This window comes from Rhodococcus sp. C26F (genome assembly GCF_053345925.1).
In genome coordinates this window covers 393,731-409,902 of sequence record NZ_JBKFBA010000001.1, presented here as the reverse complement: position 1 = coordinate 409,902, position 16,172 = coordinate 393,731, and the positions used below count along the sequence as shown (strand labels likewise).

The following is a 16,172-nucleotide window of genomic DNA, read 5'->3' as shown; positions in this document are numbered from 1 at the left end:
TGCCGCGTGATCACATTCGACAACGTCGAGAAGCGTTATCCCGACAGGACCGTCGCCGTCGACGGACTCTCGCTGGAAGTCCCGACGGGCACCCTGACGGTGTTCGTCGGGCCGTCGGGGTGTGGGAAGACCACCTCGTTGCGCATGATCAACCGGATGGTCGAGCCCTCGGGCGGGCGTGTGCTCGTCGGGGGCCGTGACGTCCGGGACGAGGATCCCCGGATCCTGCGCCGTGGCATCGGATACGTCATCCAGCACGCCGGACTGTTCCCCCATCGCACGGTGGTCGACAACGTCGCCACCGTTCCCCGGTTGCTCGGCGCGAGCCGTAAGGAGGCCCGCGCGACCGCGATGGACGTGCTCACCCGGGTCGGCCTCGGAAAAGAACTGGCGCAACGCTATCCGGCTCAGCTGTCCGGCGGGCAGCAGCAGCGTGTCGGTGTGGCCCGCGCGCTGGCGGCCGATCCTCCGATCCTGTTGATGGACGAGCCGTTCTCCGCCGTCGATCCCGTGGTCCGCAAGGATCTGCAGGACGAACTCCTGCGCCTGCAATCGGTGCTGGCCAAGACGATCGTGCTCGTCACCCACGACATCGACGAGGCGATCAAGCTCGGCGACCGCGTGGCCGTCCTGCGGCCGGGCGGGGTGCTCGCCCAGTACGCGACCCCGGAGGAGCTTCTCACCTCCCCCGCCGACGATTTCGTCGCCGGATTCCTCGGCGTCGACCGCGGTGTGCGACTCATGTCGTTCTTCTCGTCCGCCGACCTGCCGCTGCGCACCGATCCGATCGTCACCCGCGATGCCGCCGAACTCGCCGCCGGCGACGGCTGGCTTCTCGTCATCGACGACGACGGACGCCCGACGGGGTGGCGCGACGGCAGTGCCGATGCGGAATTCCTGCCGGCCGGAAAGTCGTTCGTTCCCGGGCGGGATCCGCTGCGCGTCGTGCTCGACGCTGCCGTGCTCTCACCGTCGGGCCATGCCGTGGCGGTGGACGACGACGGACGTGCGCTCGGGGTGATCAGTGGCGAAGAGGTGACCGCGGCGGTCCGCGCGGCGCGCAACCACAGGGAGACCGGCACCCCGTCTCCGCTCGAGATGCGGAAGTTGCGGTGAGCCTGCGGATTCCCGGTTATCTCGGGACGTTCTGGGAACTGCTCGGCGATCATCTCGTCATGGCCCTCGGCGCGTCGCTGCTCGGCCTCGTCCTCGCTCTGCCGCTGGGCTTCGCGTGCGTGCGGTGGCCGCGGGTGTACGCCCCGGTGCTCGCGGTCTGCAGTGTCCTGTATTCGATTCCGTCGCTTGCCTTCTTCGTCCTGCTCATCGCGTTCACCGGGATCAGCCGGACCACCGTGATCCTTCCGCTGGCCGTCTACGCGCTGGCGGGCCTCGTCCCGAACGTCGTCGACGGATTGCGTGCTGTGCCCGACAGTGTCCGCCAGTCGGCGGTGGCGATGGGATTCTCGACGCCGCGCCGGTTGCTCACCGTCGACCTGCCGCTGGCGATCCCGGCGGTCATCGCGGGGCTGCGGGTCGCGACGGTCGCGAACATCAGCATGGTGAGCGTCGGAGCGCTGATCGGCATGGGTGCCTTCGGCGCGTTGTTCACCGCCTCGGTGCAGCTCGACCGACTCGATCTGGCGATCATCGGCATCATGGCGACCGTCGTGATGGCACTGGTCGTCGACGCGGTGCTCGTGCTCGTCCAGCGTCTCGCCACGCCGTGGATGCGCCGCACCTCGAAGGTGCGCCGATGACGACGCTGCTGAACTATCTGGCCGAATACTTCGGCGACTCCGCGAACTGGTCGGGCGCGTCCGGGATCCCGACGCGACTGGCCCAGCACTTCGGCTATACCCTGCTCGCGTTCGTGATCTCCGTGCTCCTCGCGTTGCCGCTCGGCCTGTGGACCGGGCACACGGGCCGCGGCGGTGTGCTCGTGTCGCTCACGGCGAACGCCGCACGCGCTCTCCCCACCTACGGCCTGCTCGTGTTGCTGGTCGTGCTGTACGGGATCGGGCTCGTTCCGGTGATGGTGCCGCTGGTAGCACTCGCGATCCCACCCATCCTGTTGAACTCCTACGAAGGGATCCGCGGGGTCGACCCGGCGCTGACCGACGCCGCCCGCGGGATGGGGATGACCTCGTCCCAGATCCTGCTGCGAGCCCAGCTCCCGGTGGCTCTGCCGCTGATCCTCGTGGGCCTGCGCACCGCCGCCGTGCAGATCGTCGCGACCGCCACGATCGCCGCGGCAGTGAGCTTCGGCGGGGTGGGAAGGCCCATCGTGGACGGTCTCGCGCGCAGCGACTACGCCCTGGTCGTGGGCGGTGCCGCCCTCGCCGGGATCTGCTCGCTGGTGATCCTCGCGCTCTTCGCGGTCCTCGGCCGACTGCTCGTCTCACCCGGCGTCCGGGCCTCACGCGACTAGCTCGTACGACCCCTCGGAACGCCTCCTTCGGGCTGCAAAACGTGTCGGTGGCCCGGAGCACACTGGAGGTAGAGACGAAGTCCTATCGAGGAGGCGCAGGTGCGATGTATGCGCAACGCGAAACCTACTTCGGCTGGACGTCTCGGCGTGTACCCCTGTACGCCGCCGCGCAGCCCACGGCATCCCCGGCCACACCGGCCGCATCCGGTCCGAGCATCCGTCCCGAGGACGAGAGCGTTCCCTCGGGCGTAACGCTCGACCGCATCCTGCCCGAGTCCGTGCTGCACGGCCGTCTGGTCGCGTATCACGACGCGGACGAGGACAGGGACTACGTGGCCGTGGCGGTCGGCGCGGTGGCGGGCGAGAACGATGTACCGGTCCGGGTGGCCGAGGAAGAGACGCTCGTCGTGTCCGCGGCCCGCAGCGTGATCAACGGGATCCTCGTCGGCACGGAGGACGACGACCTCGACGAACTGGAGGTCGCCCGTCAGCTCCGCTTCGGCGGACCGGTCCGCGACCTGCTGGAATACATCGGAGCACGGTCGGTCGTGGTCGACTGGAGCCCCGCTGTGGCGTGATCCGACAGAGCCGTGGCGTGATGTGATCGCGTCCCCGTAATCGCGGATGTGTGACGCGCCGATACACACATCTGCAACGACACGGCATTCAGGTGGTACGGTCGTAGGTGTCCCCGTGACCAAAACGTAATAATTCGGGGATTATCGCCGCCCTGGTGTGGGTATCCGAACGCTCGGGTTCTACATGGGAGGGTGACCGGAAGTGGCGATGCCGGACTGATAACTACGCCCGTCGGGGGCAGCCCGGCATCGCCACTTTCGACCGGTTCCTCGTGACCCGTTCGTAACACGGTCTCCGTGTCTCAGTTCTCCGTTACCGATGCAGCAGCGGCCATCGACGCCAGGGCTGCCGGCGTCTCGACCGCGAGGAGATGACCCGCCTCGGGAAGCGCCACGAAATGCGCGCCCATGTCGTCGGCCAGCTTGTTCAGCGCGTCGACCTGTACGAGGGGGTCCTTGCTTCCCACGACGACCTCGACCGGACGCCCGCGCCAGCGGCGCAGCACGGCCCGATCGATGCGGGGCATGTTCGTCAGCGACGTGCAGTACGCGCCGACGCGACAGGACCATCTCAGGGTCTGTTCGTCGGGTCGGTAGTCGCCTCCGGCGAGTGCCCGGAGGTACCGCTCGGTGTTCTCGAGGTTGGGCTCGTTGCGCCACTGCAGGCCGGGGATGAGAGCGCGGTTCCAGCGCACGCGCGGGACGAGTCCGAGCGGCGCGGCGATCACCAGCTTCTCGATCCGGTCGGGATCCTCCACCGCAGCGGCTACCGATGCCGACCAGCCGAGACCGATCACGGGAACCCGCTCGACGCCGAGTGCATCGAGCACCTCGACCAGCCAGTGGCCGTAGACGGCGTGGATCCGGCTGTCGGGCCGGCTGCCCGCGCTCGCACCGGGAAGGCCCGGGACGTCCACGAGCACCACCCGGTGGTGCTCACCGAACTGCTCGGCGAGCAGACGCAGCCCCGCCGCCGGGAGGTCGCCACCTGCGAGCACCACGATCGGCGGTGCGGTGGCAGGACCTGTGGTGAGCACGTAGGTGTCGCCCAGCGAGGTGCGGGCGACGTGCTCCTCGACGGGACGCTCCCAGTAGGTCAGCAGTCCTGCGCACGCGTGGTGGATCACGCTGCCGTCTCCCGGGCAGCGATATGGCGAACGTGTGAGCAACGCCATCATCCTCCTACCCGGACGATTCCGGGGACGACGAGGGATTCACGGAACGGCATGGATGGATCTTCTTTCGTGGGGTACGAGCGTCTTTCGCCGCCGGCCTCAGGCACACCGCACGACACCGTAGCCCAGGGCTCGGCGTGAACGCCACCCGTGGTTCCGGAAAATTTCACAACCGTCCCTCACGTCACTTTCGTGCCGAATGCCCTTTCACCCCTGCGCCTCCAGGTCCTCCCACGAGGCGTGGACCTGCGGGCGGAAGCCGTAGCCGGTGTCGGGATCGGGCAGATGCCCTTCGGGGTCGATCACGACGACCTCCACACCGTCCCGATGGAGCCGACCGATCATCTCCAGCAACATCCTTCGGCCCACAGGCAGGACCGTACGGACGAGGGAAAGGTCGAAGACCAGGCGTTTCGTCTCCACCGGATCGTCGACCACGGCCGTCACGAGACCCTCGGCACTGGTGAACTGGAGGTCGCCCTGCAACTCCAGAAGAGTGAGAGACTCGTCACCCTCGCCGATGACATGTCTTCTGCGTAACACCGAGTGTGCGACCATCGGCGCGTCCATCAGATGCAGGCTCATGTCACGGGAGAGACGACCGAAGGCCGCGACTCCCTGAACGCTGGTGCCGTGCTCGTCGAGGCGCGGCGAGTACGCCGCAATACCCAACTGTCCCGGTAGGATTCCTATGATTCCTCCGGACACGCCGCTCTTGGCGGGGATACCGACGGTGGAGAGCCAGTCCCCCGCCGCGTCGTACATCCCACAGGTCGCCATCACCGACAACACCTGACGCACCACGTCGCGCGAGAAGATCTCCTCGCACGTCACGGGTTGCACGCCACCGGCCGCGAGTGTCGCGGCCATCATCGCGAGGTCCTTGGTCGTGACCGTCACCGAGCACTGCCGGATGTACCCCTCGACGATCTCGTCGGGGTCGTCCTCGAAAACCTCGTATCCCCGAAGGAGATTGGCGATGGCGACATTGCGATAGGAGTTCTCGAGTTCCGACGCCGCGACCTTCTCGTCGATCGCCAGGTCGCGACCGGCCAGGGATGACAGCAGGGAGCGGATGTCCTCCACCGAGTCCTCGACCGGCCTGTCGTCGAGCACCAGGGCGTGTGCGGCGAGCGCACCGGCATTGATCATCGGGTTCAGCGGACGGCCCGTGTTGCGTTCGAGCGAGACCTCGTTGAACGCCTCCCCGGAGGGTTCGACGTCGATCACGTCGAGTACAGCGTCGAAGCCTCTTTGCTGCAGTGCGAGACCGTAGACGAAGGGCTTCGAGATCGACTGGATCGTGAACTCGGTGTCGTCGTCGCCCACGGAGTACATCGCGCCCTCGGCGGTCACGAGGGTGAGTGCGAACCGGTCCGGGTCGGCCCTCGTCAGTTCGGGGATGTAGTCGGCGAGTGCCCCCGAACTGTCGGCACATCCTCGGAGGACTTCGGTCAGATAGTCCGGCAACGGTGAACGCATGCATTCCATCGTGACCGAATCGGACGCTGCCGGGGTGGGGAGTGACGAACGCGATTGAACCGCTCGAACGGCGGGTATGCCATCCCCATGACTGCTCTGTCGTCGGCGCTGTCCGTGCCGTTCCGGGTGGGATCCGCGCTGCGCGGAGCACGCGTGTTCCACCCGCGCGGCGCGATCTTCGAAGGGGTCGCCGAACTCGACTCGTCCTGGTGGCCGCGGCAGATCCCGCGCCCTGTCCCGGTGATCGCCCGGGTGTCGCGGGCCCTCGGCACACCGGACGGGATGCCGGACGTGCTCGGCCTCGCGTTGCGCTTCACCCTGAAGACCGGTCCATGGGACGTCCTGCTCGCGTCGGCCTACCTACCTGGCCGGGTCGCGTTGCTGCCGGCCCGCTCGTGGTCGAGCGCCAGGTACAGCACGCTCATGGCCTACCGGACCGACAGCGATCCCACGCCGCGGTGGATCACCGCCGTTCCGCGCGGACGACATCCGTCCTCGACGACCTCCGTGCAGGCACTCGAGGCGCCGCTCGAATTCTCCCTCCTGGTGGGCTCCGCCCGCGGCCCCCTGGAAGCGGCAGGACGCCTGACGCTGAGTCGTCGCCTGCCCGAAAAGGATTCGGAGCAGCCGTCCTTCGATCCGACCGTCCACTGCCCCGGATTCGTCGATCCGTGGCCGGGCTGGCTCGTCGAGACACGGCGCGACGCTTACCGGGCGAGCCGGGCCGGACGAGGCGCCTCCCTCGCCCGGCCGCAGCACACCGTCAGCTGATCACCGCGTCGATCGTCTTCTTCAGCGCTGACGGTTGCGCCGGTGACCGCGGGGCGTCCTCCTTCATCTCGAGCATGCGGGCACCGATGTCCTGCAACTGCTTACGGCCGAGCGCCTCGCGCACCTTGGGAAACCACTCGTCCTCCTCCTCGTCGATGTGATGCTCGACGTTCTCGATCAGGACCGTCGTCTTCGCATCGAAACGTTCTGCGTCGGGCTTCATTCCGGCCAGTTCGACGACGAGCACATCGGCGACGTGGTGTTCCTCGTAGGACTCGAGGATGTCGTCCTCGAGATCGGGGAGCAGGGAACGTATCTCGGGGTACATGCACTCATTCTCGAGATAGGTGTGCACGGTGAGGGCTTCGATGATCCTGTCGACGATCTTGCCCTTCTCCTTCTCCCCCTCGGCCTTCCGGAAGTCGCGGAAGAGTTTCTTGATCTCCTTGTGGTCTTCCTTCAGCAACACGATCGCGTCTGTGGACACGGTTCCTCCTGCGGCGTGAGCACTGCCGCCCCCAGCGGGCGTGGCACAGGAATACCCATCCGCGACACCGTCACACGCGCACACGATCCGCATTCGCGAGGATAGCCGCCCGCAGTGCCGCCTCCGGACCGCTGAGTACGGAACGACGCGCCATGAGCACGAACTCGATCTCACCCGCATCGGGAAGCAATCGTTGGGGATCGCGCACCGGGACGAGACCGGGCGGTGGAAGCCGCTCGGCGTGCAGCACCACGCCCAGTCCCGCGAGCGCTGCGGCGCGCAGGCCGTTGAGACTGTCGGTCGTGCACGCAACGCGGACACCGCGCCCACTGCGCTGGAGGACCTCGAGCGCGATGTCGCGGGTCAGGGCCGGCGACGGATAGGACACCAGCGGTGTCGGCTCGTCCGGATCGAGGACGTAATCGGGGGCGGACAGGAAGACGAGACGCTCGCTGAAGATCATTTCACCGTGGCGGCTGCCCGGTCGACGCTTGCCGAAGACCAGATCGAGCTCGTTGTCGTCGAGACGGCGCTGCAGATCCTCGCTCAGATCCACCGTGAGTTCGAGATCGATGCGGGGATGACTACGCCGGAACTCGGCGAGGATCGACGGCAGCTCGTAGAGCACCAGGTCCTCGGAGACCCCGAAACGCAGCCGGCCGCTGAGCGGCGACTCCGAGAAGTGCCTGCGGGCGGCATCGTGGCGATCGAGGATCTCGCGGGCGAAGGCGACCATGTCGGCGCCGTCCGCCGTGAGCTCGACGTTGTGCGTGTCGCGTACGAACAGGCGGCGCCCGATCTCCTTCTCGAGTCGCGCGACGTGCTGACTGACCGTCGACTGCCGCAGGCCGAGCCGCTGGGCGGCCGCGGTGAAGCCGCGCTCCCGCTCGACGGCGAGGAAGCTCCGTAGGTGCACCGGATCGAACACCACCCCATTCCATCACGAATCGCGATTACAGAAAACGTGGTGACCGTCTTCTGTAATGACCTCCGGCTGCCGTACCGTCGATTCGTGCTCTCCAAGATCCCCGTGCTCGGACGACTCGACCCGTTCCTGCTCGCCATCCTCGCCACCGTCGCCGTCGCTGCTCTGCTGCCCGCCGACGGGGTCGTACTCGACGGCGTGAACTGGGCCGCCAAGATCGCCATCGGGCTGCTGTTCTTCCTGTACGGCGCGCGCTTGTCCACGCAGGAGGCCATCGAGGGTCTCAAGCACTGGCGTCTGCACCTGACGATCCTCGCCACGACCTTCGTCGTCTTCCCGCTGCTCGGCCTGGCCGCCAAGGTGCTCGTGCCGTCGATCCTGAGCGACCCGCTCTATCTCGGCGTCCTGTACCTGTGCCTGCTGCCGTCCACGGTGCAGTCCGCCATCGCACTCGTCTCGGTGGCGCGCGGCAACATCCCCGGCTCGATCGTCTCGGCCAGCGCCTCGAGTCTCATCGGAATCTTCGCGACTCCACTGCTGGTCGCGCTGACGATGTCCACGCAGGGCGTCACCTTCAGCGGTTCGGCCGTGCTCGACATCGTGCTGATGCTGCTCGTGCCGTTCGTCGCCGGTCAGCTCCTGCGGCGCTGGATCGGCGGCTGGGTGAAGGCCCACGGCAAGCCGCTCAAGCTCGTCGACCGCGGATCGATCATGCTGGTCGTGTACGTGGCGTTCAGCCGCGGCATGAACGAGGGCATCTGGTCGATGATCTCGGTCGGCCGCCTGCTCGCCCTCGTCGGCGTGTGCGCGGTGCTGCTCGCGATCGTGCTCGCACTCAACTGGTACTCGTCGCGCGGACTCGGTTTCGAATACCAGGACCGTGTCGCGATCCTCTTCTGCGGCTCCACGAAGTCCCTCGCCACCGGTCTGCCCATGGCGATCGTGCTGTTCCCCGGCCAGCCCATCGGCCTGATCGTGCTGCCGCTCATGCTGTTCCACCAGATGCAGCTCCTGGTGTGCGCGGCCCTCGCCGGGCGCCTGGCGAAGAAGGCACAGGAGACCCTCGTAACCGTCTGACAGAGTAACCGTCTGACAGAGTAACCGTCTGACAGAGCAACCACAGCGGCCCTGCCACCGCTCCGGGGCCGGTGGTATAGGAGGTGAGGAGCATCAGACGGTGGCACGTGCCCATGCTCGACGAGCAATAGCAAGTGCTTCGGACGCCGTCGAAGTCAGACGAGTTTGGCCGGCAAGTTGAGATCTCCAGTCCGCTTCGTCGGGCGGCTGCTCGAACAGGTGATTTCCAGGCACTCGGTTCGTTGGACCGTACCTACGAAACAAGGCGGCAGCCTCGGCGTCGATCGCTCCGATCTCGGCCAATGCACACAGATCCCACAGGTCACGCGGCGCGCGTCGATCGTGCCATGTCGCGGTCTTGGCCGCTGCAAACGCGGCCAAGGTGGGCAACCGTCAACGTTGCCCGCGGCGCGTCGCTGTAGCGCTGTTCCAGATCTCGGGTTTCTGCAGGCCACACGGTGCGATCTCGCGACGACAGCAACTGGATCTTGATGGACAGGCCGGTGGTGGTGCGGAGATTCGCGGCCTCGGTGTCTTTGATCTCAGCAAGCGTTGGTCCCCAGATCAACCGGCCATGGGTGCGCGCGACGGCACGTACGAGTACAGCGTCGAACTCGGTGGCCAGCGTGGTGTGGTTGCCCAAGGCAACGAGGTCGATGTCTTCGCTGAGGCGACCGTGGGGGAGATGGGTGCGTGCGAGCGCGGTGCCGCCGATGAAGTGCACACGGTCGGCGAATCGGTCCGCAATCGCGGCGAGCAAGTGAGATATGAGGTGGTCACGCTCAACCTGTTCCGGTGAGACCCCGAACCGGGCGGCAACAGCGTCACGTTCGTCGAAGTTCACGGATGCACTCCCGCCCATATCTCGGCGCGCCGCAATGCGGCGACGAGACGCTGAGGTCTGGCCAGCTGTTCGAGTCGTTCAGGGTCGCTGCGACGGTACAGGTTTGCGACCGCAACCGGGATCTCGTTCTCTGCGTTACCGAGAAGTGGCCGGCGGGCGAGGTCGAGCAGTGTCTGTTCAGGACTTGTGACGAGTGCAGCTCCGAGCGATGTCTCCACCCGCTCTACATCGAGCACGCTGGTGTCACGCTGTACAAACCGCACCGTGGCGTCGCGATCGCTCAGCTCGATGGGCCTATGAGCACGAGGAACCGCGAGGACCGCGGTGGCCAGTGCACGTGGGATCGCCCCTAGCAATCGGGCTGCGCTGACACCCATCAGTGCAATGTGGTCGGCGCCGTAGATTGCCGAGGCGATCCCTGCTGCTGCAGCTTCGAGGCCGGGAACCCAGTGACGTCCCACCTGATCTTGCGGAACGACGATGTAGTAGCCGGGGGCGGCTCTGTGAAGAAGGCCTTTATCGGTGAGACGTGCCAGTTCCGGCCGGGGGTGCGCGTATACGTGAGCTACGTCCTGGGGCCGGAAGGTTCGCATCGCGGATCGCGCCAGCTCCACCGGCAGCGGTGTTCCCCGTGTCATGCTCACAGCCCGTACACCTTACCGTGTGCATTTCGTAGGCCACAAACCTACGAAATGCACACTGAACAAGCAACGGTTAGTCCTCTGCGATTGCAGAGCCACCTCACGTCGGCGTCCGTCGCCGCGAACGTCGACGACCCGCACGTCGCCTTCGTCCCGGTCGACGAGCCGACACCCGACGTCGATCTCCGCGCCGCATGGCGGCGGAACGATCCCAATCCGGCCGTGCACACGGTGCTCGGGCTCCTGTTCGACGAAATCGAGGGTGAAATCCGCTGATTCCGGTAGCGGTGACGTCGTCGTGCCGTCACCGTGCAGGGAGAACCCCGATTCGCGAACCTCGGCTCGAAGGAGCACCGGCATGGGTCTGCTGTTCCACGATCATCTGCACGACGAGTTCGGAACCTGGCCGCTGGCCTACATCCCCTACGGCGGCGCCGACTTCGGCGAGATCGCCGCAGTGGCCCGGCAGGTAGGGGACGGTGACGACGGGGACTTCTACCGGGCGTGGGTCGAGGCCGGGGACCGTCTCGTCGCCGAAGCGGAAACCTGCGCGGCCGCCGGGCACGACGACTCGGCACGCGAGCTGTTCCTGCGGGCGAGCGCCTACTACGCGACCGCCTACCACCCGCTGTACGGATCTCCCGTCGACCCGCGTCTGATCGCCGCCTTCGACAAGCAGGTGGCGGCCTTCGATGCCGGGCTGGCGATCGGGGACACACCCGTCAAGGCTGCCAGGATTCCGTTCGAGGACACCACGCTTCCGGGCTACCTGATTCCCGCACCCGGCCACGAGAACAGCGTGCGGCCGCTCATCGTCTTCACCAACGGATACGACGCCACGATCACCGACATGTACTTCGCATCGGCCGTGGCAGCGCTGCGACGCGGCTACCACTGTCTCCTGTTCGACGGACCGGGCCAAGGCGAGATGCTCTACAAGCAGAAGATGCCGATGCGTCCGGACTGGGAAGTGGTCGTGCGCGCGGTGATCGATCATGCGACGGCCTCCCCCATCGTCGACCCCGAACGCATCGTCCTGAGCGGATGGAGTCTCGGTGGGTATCTCGCGCCGCGCGCAGCATCCGGTGAGCATCGTCTGGCCGCGGTGGTCGCCGATCCCGGTCAGTGGAGCGTCGCGGCCGGCACCCGGGCCCTCGGGGCAGCATTCGGCCTCTCCCCCGAGGTCCTCGACGATCCTCTCTCGATGAGCGCACAGGACGCCGACACGATCATGGCTGCGGTGCAGTCGGATCCGTCGCTGCGCTGGAAGATCGTCGCCCGCGGATTCTGGGTCAACGGAGTCTCGGACATCCGGGAACTGTTCGCGGAGATGAACGCGTACACGCTCGACGAGGTCGGGGAGCGTATCTCGTGCCCGGTCGTGGTGACCGCCGCCGAGAGCGATGCCCTCGCGCGCGGTGCGGGAACGCTCGGAGACCGATTGGGCGACAAGGTGACCCTCATCCCGTTCACCGACGCCGAGGGTGCGGGTGGGCATTGCGAGATGGGCAACCGCACCCTCCTCAACAGGCGGGTTCTCGATCGGCTCGACGAACTCCTGGCCCGCACGCCCTGACGATCAGCGGTCGGGCCAGCCCGTGTACGCCTCCGCGAGATACTGCTGTCCGTACCGGGAGCCGACGACCGCGGCGAGTTCGCCCAGTGCCCGCTTGTTCTCGAACGACGTTGCGTCCTCACGGGTGTGGAGCATCGAGGTCATCCAGTACGAGAAGTTCTGCGCCTTCCACACGCGCTGCAGCGCCGTGTCGCTGTAGGCGTCGAGCAGGTCGGACGAGCCGGTAGAGAAGAACGAGTCGAGCGCGCGGAAGAGCACCCGGACGTCGGCCAGGGCGAGGTTGAGTCCCTTGGCACCGGTCGGCGGAACGGTGTGGCCGGCATCGCCTGCCAGGAAGAGGTTTCCGTGCCGCATCGGTTCGCACACGTACGAGCGGAACGGCAGGACCATCTGTTCGAAGATGGGGCCGCGCTTCAGTTCGAAACCGTCGGGGCCGTCGACACGCCTCTGAAGCTCGTCCCAGATCCGGTCCTCGCTCCACGTCGACGCGTCCTCGGACGGATCGCACTGGAAGTACATCCGCTGCACCGACTCGTTGCGTTGACTGATGAGGGCGAATCCGTGATCAGAACGCGCATAGATCAATTCGGGTGCACTCGGTGGAGCCTCGGTAAGGATCCCGAACCATGCGAAGGGGTACTCGATGAAGTGGTCGGTGCGGACGTCGCCGGGAATCGCCTTGCGGCAGATGCTCTGTGATCCGTCGGCTCCGACGAGGATGCGGCACCGGATCTCGACCGGCGTGCCGTCGGATTCGGTGAACCGGATCTTCGGTGTGTCGGTGGTGATGTCGAGAACCTCTGTGTCGCAGACGCTGTAGCGCACATCGCCACCGTCGCGTTCGCGCGAGGCGGCCAGGTCGACGAAGACCTCGTTCTGCGGATACAACCACACCGACTCACCCACGAGGTCCCGGAAATCGATGCGGTGGCTCTCGCCTCCGAAGCGCAGATCGATGCCGTCGTGGCGGTGCCCTTCGTTCAGGACACGGGTGTCGACTCCACTCTCGGTGAGCAGCGACACCGAGCCGTGCTCGAGGATCCCCGCACGGTGGGTGGTCCGGATGGTCTCGTGATCACGCTTCTCGACGACGATGTTGTCGATCCCCGCCTTCGCGAGGAGGTGGGAGAGCATGAGACCTGCCGGGCCGCCGCCGACGATGCCGACTTCGGTGGTGACGACCGTGCGGGTTGCGTTCATGTGTTCGTCCTTCGCTGCGCGTATCCGATTCGCGTCCCGTCGAGTGTCGTGCGCCTCTCCCACCGCACACGTCGACTTCTCGTTCAATGAGAAAACGACCTGGTCAGTCCGGGGGACGCTCGCCGACTCCGCGCGCGATGCCGCGGGCAGCGGCCATGAGGACGGGCACGACGGCCTGTTGCCGGGACGCACCGGTGGGCACCACCACGCCGAGCGCCGCCAGGGCATGACCCGACCGCGCGAGGACGGGCACCGCGATGCCCGTGGTGCCCTCGTCGAGCACACCGTCGAAGCGCGCATAACCCCGCCGGCGGACCTCCGCGAGCGCGCGACGGAAATCTCTCGTCGTCGCAGCGAAACGCTTCTCCACCTCGGGATGTCGTCGCCGATAGGTTTCCTGCACCTCCGCAGGTGAGAACGCGAGCATCGACATGCCCAGCGACGTGTCGTGGACGGGGAGCCGACGCGCGACCGAGGCCTGGTTGACCACCGAATCGGACGCCGACAGCCGTTCGAGGACGAGGACCTCGTCGTCCTGCAGGACCGCGAGCTGGGTGTGCTGGTGCACCACCGACTGCACGTCCTGCAGGAAGGGCAGCGCCGCCTCCCGCAGATCGCGCGCGGGTGCACTGCGCGCGACGAGTTCCCACAGGCGCAGACCGAGCCGTACCCGGCCGTCGTCGTCCCGGGTGAGCAGACCGTGTTGCACCAGCTCGCCGACGAGCCGGTAGGTCGTGGCCTGCGGGATGCCGGACCTGCGGGCGAGACTCCCGACCGTCAGGCGGGGTTGGGTGTCGTCGAACGACTCGAGGATGCGGACGACGCGGTCGAGCATCGAGTCACCGGACGGCGAGTTGGCCATGCCGCCATTGTTCCGTGTCCGATCCGGGCAGCTTCACCATCCGGATCCGTCCGTAGATTCGACATCTGTCAATATAGACGTGTGTCGAATCAAGATCTCGCGGGTGACGACGCCTGCTGCTCTCCGCTCGTGCGCCAACCCCTGACGGGCGATCGCGCCGTCGACCTCGCCCGGATGTTCAAGGCCCTCGGCGATCCGGTGCGTCTGCGGTTGCTGTCGCTCGTCGCGAGCCATGCCGGCGGTGAGGCGTGCGTATGCGACATCTCGGGATCGTTCGATCTGTCCCAACCGACGATCTCGCACCACCTCAGAGTTCTGCGCGAGGCAGGCCTGCTCGAGTGCGAGCGTCGTGGCACCTGGGTGTACTACTGGGTGGTTCCGGTCGCGCTACGGCAACTCTCCGATGTACTCGGGATCGAGCCGACCGAGGTACCCGCATGAGTGAGCGAACTGCGGTGGACACTCCCGTGATGGGCAGGATGTCGACACTCGACCGCTTCCTTCCCGTGTGGATCGGCACCGCCATCGTCGTCGGCCTGCTGCTCGGCCGCATGATTCCCGGACTCGGAGAAGCCCTGGGTTTCATCGAGATCGACGGGATCTCGCTGCCGATCGCCCTCGGCTTGCTGATCATGATGTACCCGGTGCTGGCGAAGGTGCGCTACGACCGTCTCGACACGGTCACCGGCGACCGCACCCTGTTGATCTCGTCGCTGATCCTCAACTGGATCGTCGGTCCCGCACTGATGTTCGCGCTCGCGTGGCTGATGTTGCCGGATCTGCCCGAATACCGCACCGGTCTGATCATCGTCGGCCTCGCGCGCTGCATCGCGATGGTGATCATCTGGAACGACCTCGCGTGCGGCGACCGGGAAGCCGCAGCCGTGCTGGTCGCGATCAACTCGGTCTTCCAGGTGATCATGTTCGCCGCTCTCGGCTGGTTCTACCTGTCGGTGCTGCCCGGATGGCTCGGCCTCGAGCAGACCGGTCTCGACGTCTCCCCGTGGGAGATCGCAAAATCCGTGCTGATCTTCCTCGGGATCCCGCTCGTCGCCGGTTTCCTCACTCGTCGATTCGGCGAGAAGGCGAAGGGCCGCAGCTGGTACGAGCAGACCTTCCTGCCGCGCATCGGACCGTGGGCGCTGTACGGACTGCTGTTCACCATCGTGGTCCTGTTCGCGCTGCAGGGTGAACAGATCACCTCGCGACCACTCGACGTCGTACGCATCGCGCTGCCCCTGCTGGCGTACTTCGCGATCATGTGGGGGAGCGGGTATCTCTTCGGCGCTGCAGTAGGACTCGGCTACGAACGCACCACCACACTCGCCTTCACCGCCGCGGGCAACAACTTCGAACTCGCCATCGCAGTCGCGATCGGCACGTTCGGGGTCGCGTCCGGGCAGGCACTGGCGGGAGTCGTCGGACCCCTCATCGAAGTGCCCGTCCTCGTCGCACTCGTGTACGTCGCTCTGGCCCTGCGCACACGTTTCGTCGCCCGTGCCGGAGGTGCGTCGTGACCGCCGTTCCGTCCGTGTTGTTCGTGTGCGTGCACAATGCCGGCCGGTCCCAGATGGCCGCCGGGTTCCTGAGTCGCCTCGCAGGGGATCGCATCACAGTCCGTTCCGCCGGGTCCGCACCCGCCGAGGAGGTGAACCCTGCTGCGGTCGCGGCGATGGCCGAGGTCGGAATCGACATCTCCGGCGAGAACCCGAAGATCCTCACCGCCGACGCCGTGCAGACCTCCGACGTCGTGATCACGATGGGGTGCGGCGACACCTGCCCGGTATTCCCCGGTACGTCCTACCGGGACTGGGTGCTCGACGACCCGGCCGGACGAGGGCTCGACGCCGTGCGTCCGATCCGTGACGAGATCCGGGCGAAGGTCGAGGCGTTGATCGCCGAACTGACATCGCCGGCATGATCGAGTTCGGTAACCGCATCCACCGGGTACCCACAGGTCTGTCACGCTGGGCGCCCATGTAGGGCACTCGGTGTGGACGCACGTCGTCCCCGACATGCTCCGGACACCGCGTTGCACGTCATCGCAGGTCCGGTAGCGTTCTGAGACGACTCGTAATCGCGTGTCGGTCGATCGGCTCGGTGCAGCCGAACTGTGGGAGGTTCCC

The 16,172-nt window shown here is 66.7% G+C and carries 20 protein-coding genes; 11 read left to right on the top strand and 9 right to left on the bottom strand.

The window, feature by feature from the left end:
• Positions 1–6 precede the first annotated feature (6 nt).
• The 4 genes from ACLBYD_RS01910 to ACLBYD_RS01895 all read left to right on the top strand — a co-directional run bounded on the left by ACLBYD_RS01910 (position 7) and on the right by ACLBYD_RS01895 (position 3,006).
• Positions 7–1,116, top strand: coding sequence for an ABC transporter ATP-binding protein (locus ACLBYD_RS01910; protein WP_447815188.1), 1,110 nt, complete (start codon positions 7–9; stop codon positions 1,114–1,116).
• On the top strand, positions 1,113–1,757 hold the full coding sequence (locus ACLBYD_RS01905) for an ABC transporter permease (RefSeq protein ID WP_447815187.1): 645 nt from the start codon (positions 1,113–1,115) through the stop codon (positions 1,755–1,757). Before ACLBYD_RS01910 ends, ACLBYD_RS01905 begins: the two co-directional genes overlap by 4 nt.
• Positions 1,754–2,428: an ABC transporter permease gene (locus ACLBYD_RS01900; RefSeq protein ID WP_059384378.1), complete on the top strand. Its 675-nt coding sequence runs from the start codon at positions 1,754–1,756 to the stop codon at positions 2,426–2,428. The genes ACLBYD_RS01905 and ACLBYD_RS01900 overlap by 4 nt, the downstream gene beginning before the upstream one ends.
• Positions 2,429–2,532: 104 nt before the next feature.
• Positions 2,533–3,006, top strand: coding sequence for a hypothetical protein (locus ACLBYD_RS01895; RefSeq protein WP_120280864.1), 474 nt, complete (start codon positions 2,533–2,535; stop codon positions 3,004–3,006).
• A gap of 302 nt (positions 3,007–3,308) precedes the next feature.
• Here the strand turns inward: ACLBYD_RS01895 and ACLBYD_RS01890 are convergent, their stop codons facing one another.
• Both ACLBYD_RS01890 and ACLBYD_RS01885 read right to left on the bottom strand, forming a co-directional pair.
• On the bottom strand, positions 3,309–4,181 hold the full coding sequence (locus ACLBYD_RS01890; RefSeq protein WP_447815185.1) for an alpha/beta fold hydrolase: 873 nt from the start codon (positions 4,179–4,181) through the stop codon (positions 3,309–3,311).
• A gap of 207 nt (positions 4,182–4,388) precedes the next feature.
• Positions 4,389–5,663 (bottom strand): glutaminase, encoded by a 1,275-nt coding sequence (locus tag ACLBYD_RS01885; RefSeq protein WP_447815184.1) that lies wholly within the window; start codon positions 5,661–5,663, stop codon positions 4,389–4,391.
• A gap of 87 nt (positions 5,664–5,750) precedes the next feature.
• Here ACLBYD_RS01885 and ACLBYD_RS01880 point away from each other — a divergent pair, with 87 nt between their 5' ends.
• A complete protein-coding gene (locus ACLBYD_RS01880; protein ID WP_447815183.1) occupies positions 5,751–6,434 on the top strand; it encodes a phosphodiesterase in 684 nt (227 codons plus the stop codon).
• Here ACLBYD_RS01880 and ACLBYD_RS01875 read toward each other — a convergent pair.
• Positions 6,427–6,921 (bottom strand): hemerythrin domain-containing protein, encoded by a 495-nt coding sequence (locus ACLBYD_RS01875; RefSeq protein WP_088899641.1) that lies wholly within the window; start codon positions 6,919–6,921, stop codon positions 6,427–6,429. The two genes, ACLBYD_RS01880 and ACLBYD_RS01875, sit on opposite strands and share 8 nt — an antisense overlap.
• Before the next feature lie 70 nt (positions 6,922–6,991).
• Positions 6,992–7,849: a LysR family transcriptional regulator gene (locus ACLBYD_RS01870; RefSeq protein WP_447815182.1), complete on the bottom strand. Its 858-nt coding sequence runs from the start codon at positions 7,847–7,849 to the stop codon at positions 6,992–6,994.
• Positions 7,850–7,933: 84 nt separating this feature from the next.
• Between ACLBYD_RS01870 and ACLBYD_RS01865 the strand changes: the two genes are divergently transcribed.
• Positions 7,934–8,923 carry a bile acid:sodium symporter family protein gene (locus ACLBYD_RS01865; RefSeq protein WP_447815181.1) on the top strand — a complete coding sequence of 330 codons (990 nt, stop codon included), beginning with the start codon at positions 7,934–7,936 and terminating at the stop codon, positions 8,921–8,923.
• 93 nt (positions 8,924–9,016) lie between these two features.
• Here the strand turns inward: ACLBYD_RS01865 and ACLBYD_RS01860 are convergent, their stop codons facing one another.
• Genes ACLBYD_RS01860 through ACLBYD_RS01850 form a run of 3 tightly spaced genes read right to left on the bottom strand, consistent with a single transcriptional unit; the run spans position 9,017 to position 10,405 of the window.
• Positions 9,017–9,304: a nucleotidyl transferase AbiEii/AbiGii toxin family protein gene (locus ACLBYD_RS01860; RefSeq protein ID WP_447815180.1), complete on the bottom strand. Its 288-nt coding sequence runs from the start codon at positions 9,302–9,304 to the stop codon at positions 9,017–9,019.
• The gene (locus ACLBYD_RS01855; protein ID WP_447815179.1) at positions 9,246–9,767 is read right to left on the bottom strand and encodes a nucleotidyl transferase AbiEii/AbiGii toxin family protein; all 522 of its coding nucleotides are present in this window, start codon (positions 9,765–9,767) and stop codon (positions 9,246–9,248) included. Before ACLBYD_RS01855 ends, ACLBYD_RS01860 begins: the two co-directional genes overlap by 59 nt.
• Positions 9,764–10,405 carry a type IV toxin-antitoxin system AbiEi family antitoxin domain-containing protein gene (locus tag ACLBYD_RS01850; protein WP_447815358.1) on the bottom strand — a complete coding sequence of 214 codons (642 nt, stop codon included), beginning with the start codon at positions 10,403–10,405 and terminating at the stop codon, positions 9,764–9,766. The genes ACLBYD_RS01855 and ACLBYD_RS01850 overlap by 4 nt, the downstream gene beginning before the upstream one ends.
• A 90-nt stretch (positions 10,406–10,495) precedes the next feature.
• Between ACLBYD_RS01850 and ACLBYD_RS01845 the strand changes: the two genes are divergently transcribed.
• Positions 10,496–10,684: a hypothetical protein gene (locus ACLBYD_RS01845; protein WP_447815178.1), complete on the top strand. Its 189-nt coding sequence runs from the start codon at positions 10,496–10,498 to the stop codon at positions 10,682–10,684.
• Between the two features lie 82 nt (positions 10,685–10,766).
• The gene (locus ACLBYD_RS01840) at positions 10,767–11,984 is read left to right on the top strand and encodes an alpha/beta hydrolase family protein (protein ID WP_447815177.1); all 1,218 of its coding nucleotides are present in this window, start codon (positions 10,767–10,769) and stop codon (positions 11,982–11,984) included.
• Positions 11,985–11,987: 3 nt separating this feature from the next.
• Here the strand turns inward: ACLBYD_RS01840 and ACLBYD_RS01835 are convergent, their stop codons facing one another.
• Together ACLBYD_RS01835 and ACLBYD_RS01830 are read right to left on the bottom strand one after the other, a co-directional pair.
• On the bottom strand, positions 11,988–13,184 hold the full coding sequence (locus ACLBYD_RS01835) for a 4-hydroxybenzoate 3-monooxygenase (protein WP_447815176.1): 1,197 nt from the start codon (positions 13,182–13,184) through the stop codon (positions 11,988–11,990).
• Between the two features lie 103 nt (positions 13,185–13,287).
• Positions 13,288–14,046: an IclR family transcriptional regulator gene (locus ACLBYD_RS01830; protein WP_006550790.1), complete on the bottom strand. Its 759-nt coding sequence runs from the start codon at positions 14,044–14,046 to the stop codon at positions 13,288–13,290.
• A gap of 81 nt (positions 14,047–14,127) precedes the next feature.
• Here ACLBYD_RS01830 and ACLBYD_RS01825 point away from each other — a divergent pair, with 81 nt between their 5' ends.
• From ACLBYD_RS01825 to ACLBYD_RS01815, 3 genes are read left to right on the top strand one after another with little or no spacing between them, the layout of a single operon-like run.
• The gene (locus ACLBYD_RS01825) at positions 14,128–14,487 is read left to right on the top strand and encodes an ArsR/SmtB family transcription factor (protein WP_447815175.1); all 360 of its coding nucleotides are present in this window, start codon (positions 14,128–14,130) and stop codon (positions 14,485–14,487) included.
• Positions 14,484–15,563 (top strand): ACR3 family arsenite efflux transporter, encoded by a 1,080-nt coding sequence (arsB, locus tag ACLBYD_RS01820; protein ID WP_024102459.1) that lies wholly within the window; start codon positions 14,484–14,486, stop codon positions 15,561–15,563. The genes ACLBYD_RS01825 and arsB overlap by 4 nt, the downstream gene beginning before the upstream one ends.
• Positions 15,560–15,967, top strand: a complete 408-nt coding sequence (locus ACLBYD_RS01815) for an arsenate reductase ArsC (RefSeq protein WP_447815174.1) — start codon at positions 15,560–15,562, stop codon at positions 15,965–15,967. The genes arsB and ACLBYD_RS01815 overlap by 4 nt, the downstream gene beginning before the upstream one ends.
• The last annotated feature ends 205 nt before the right edge of the window (positions 15,968–16,172 follow it).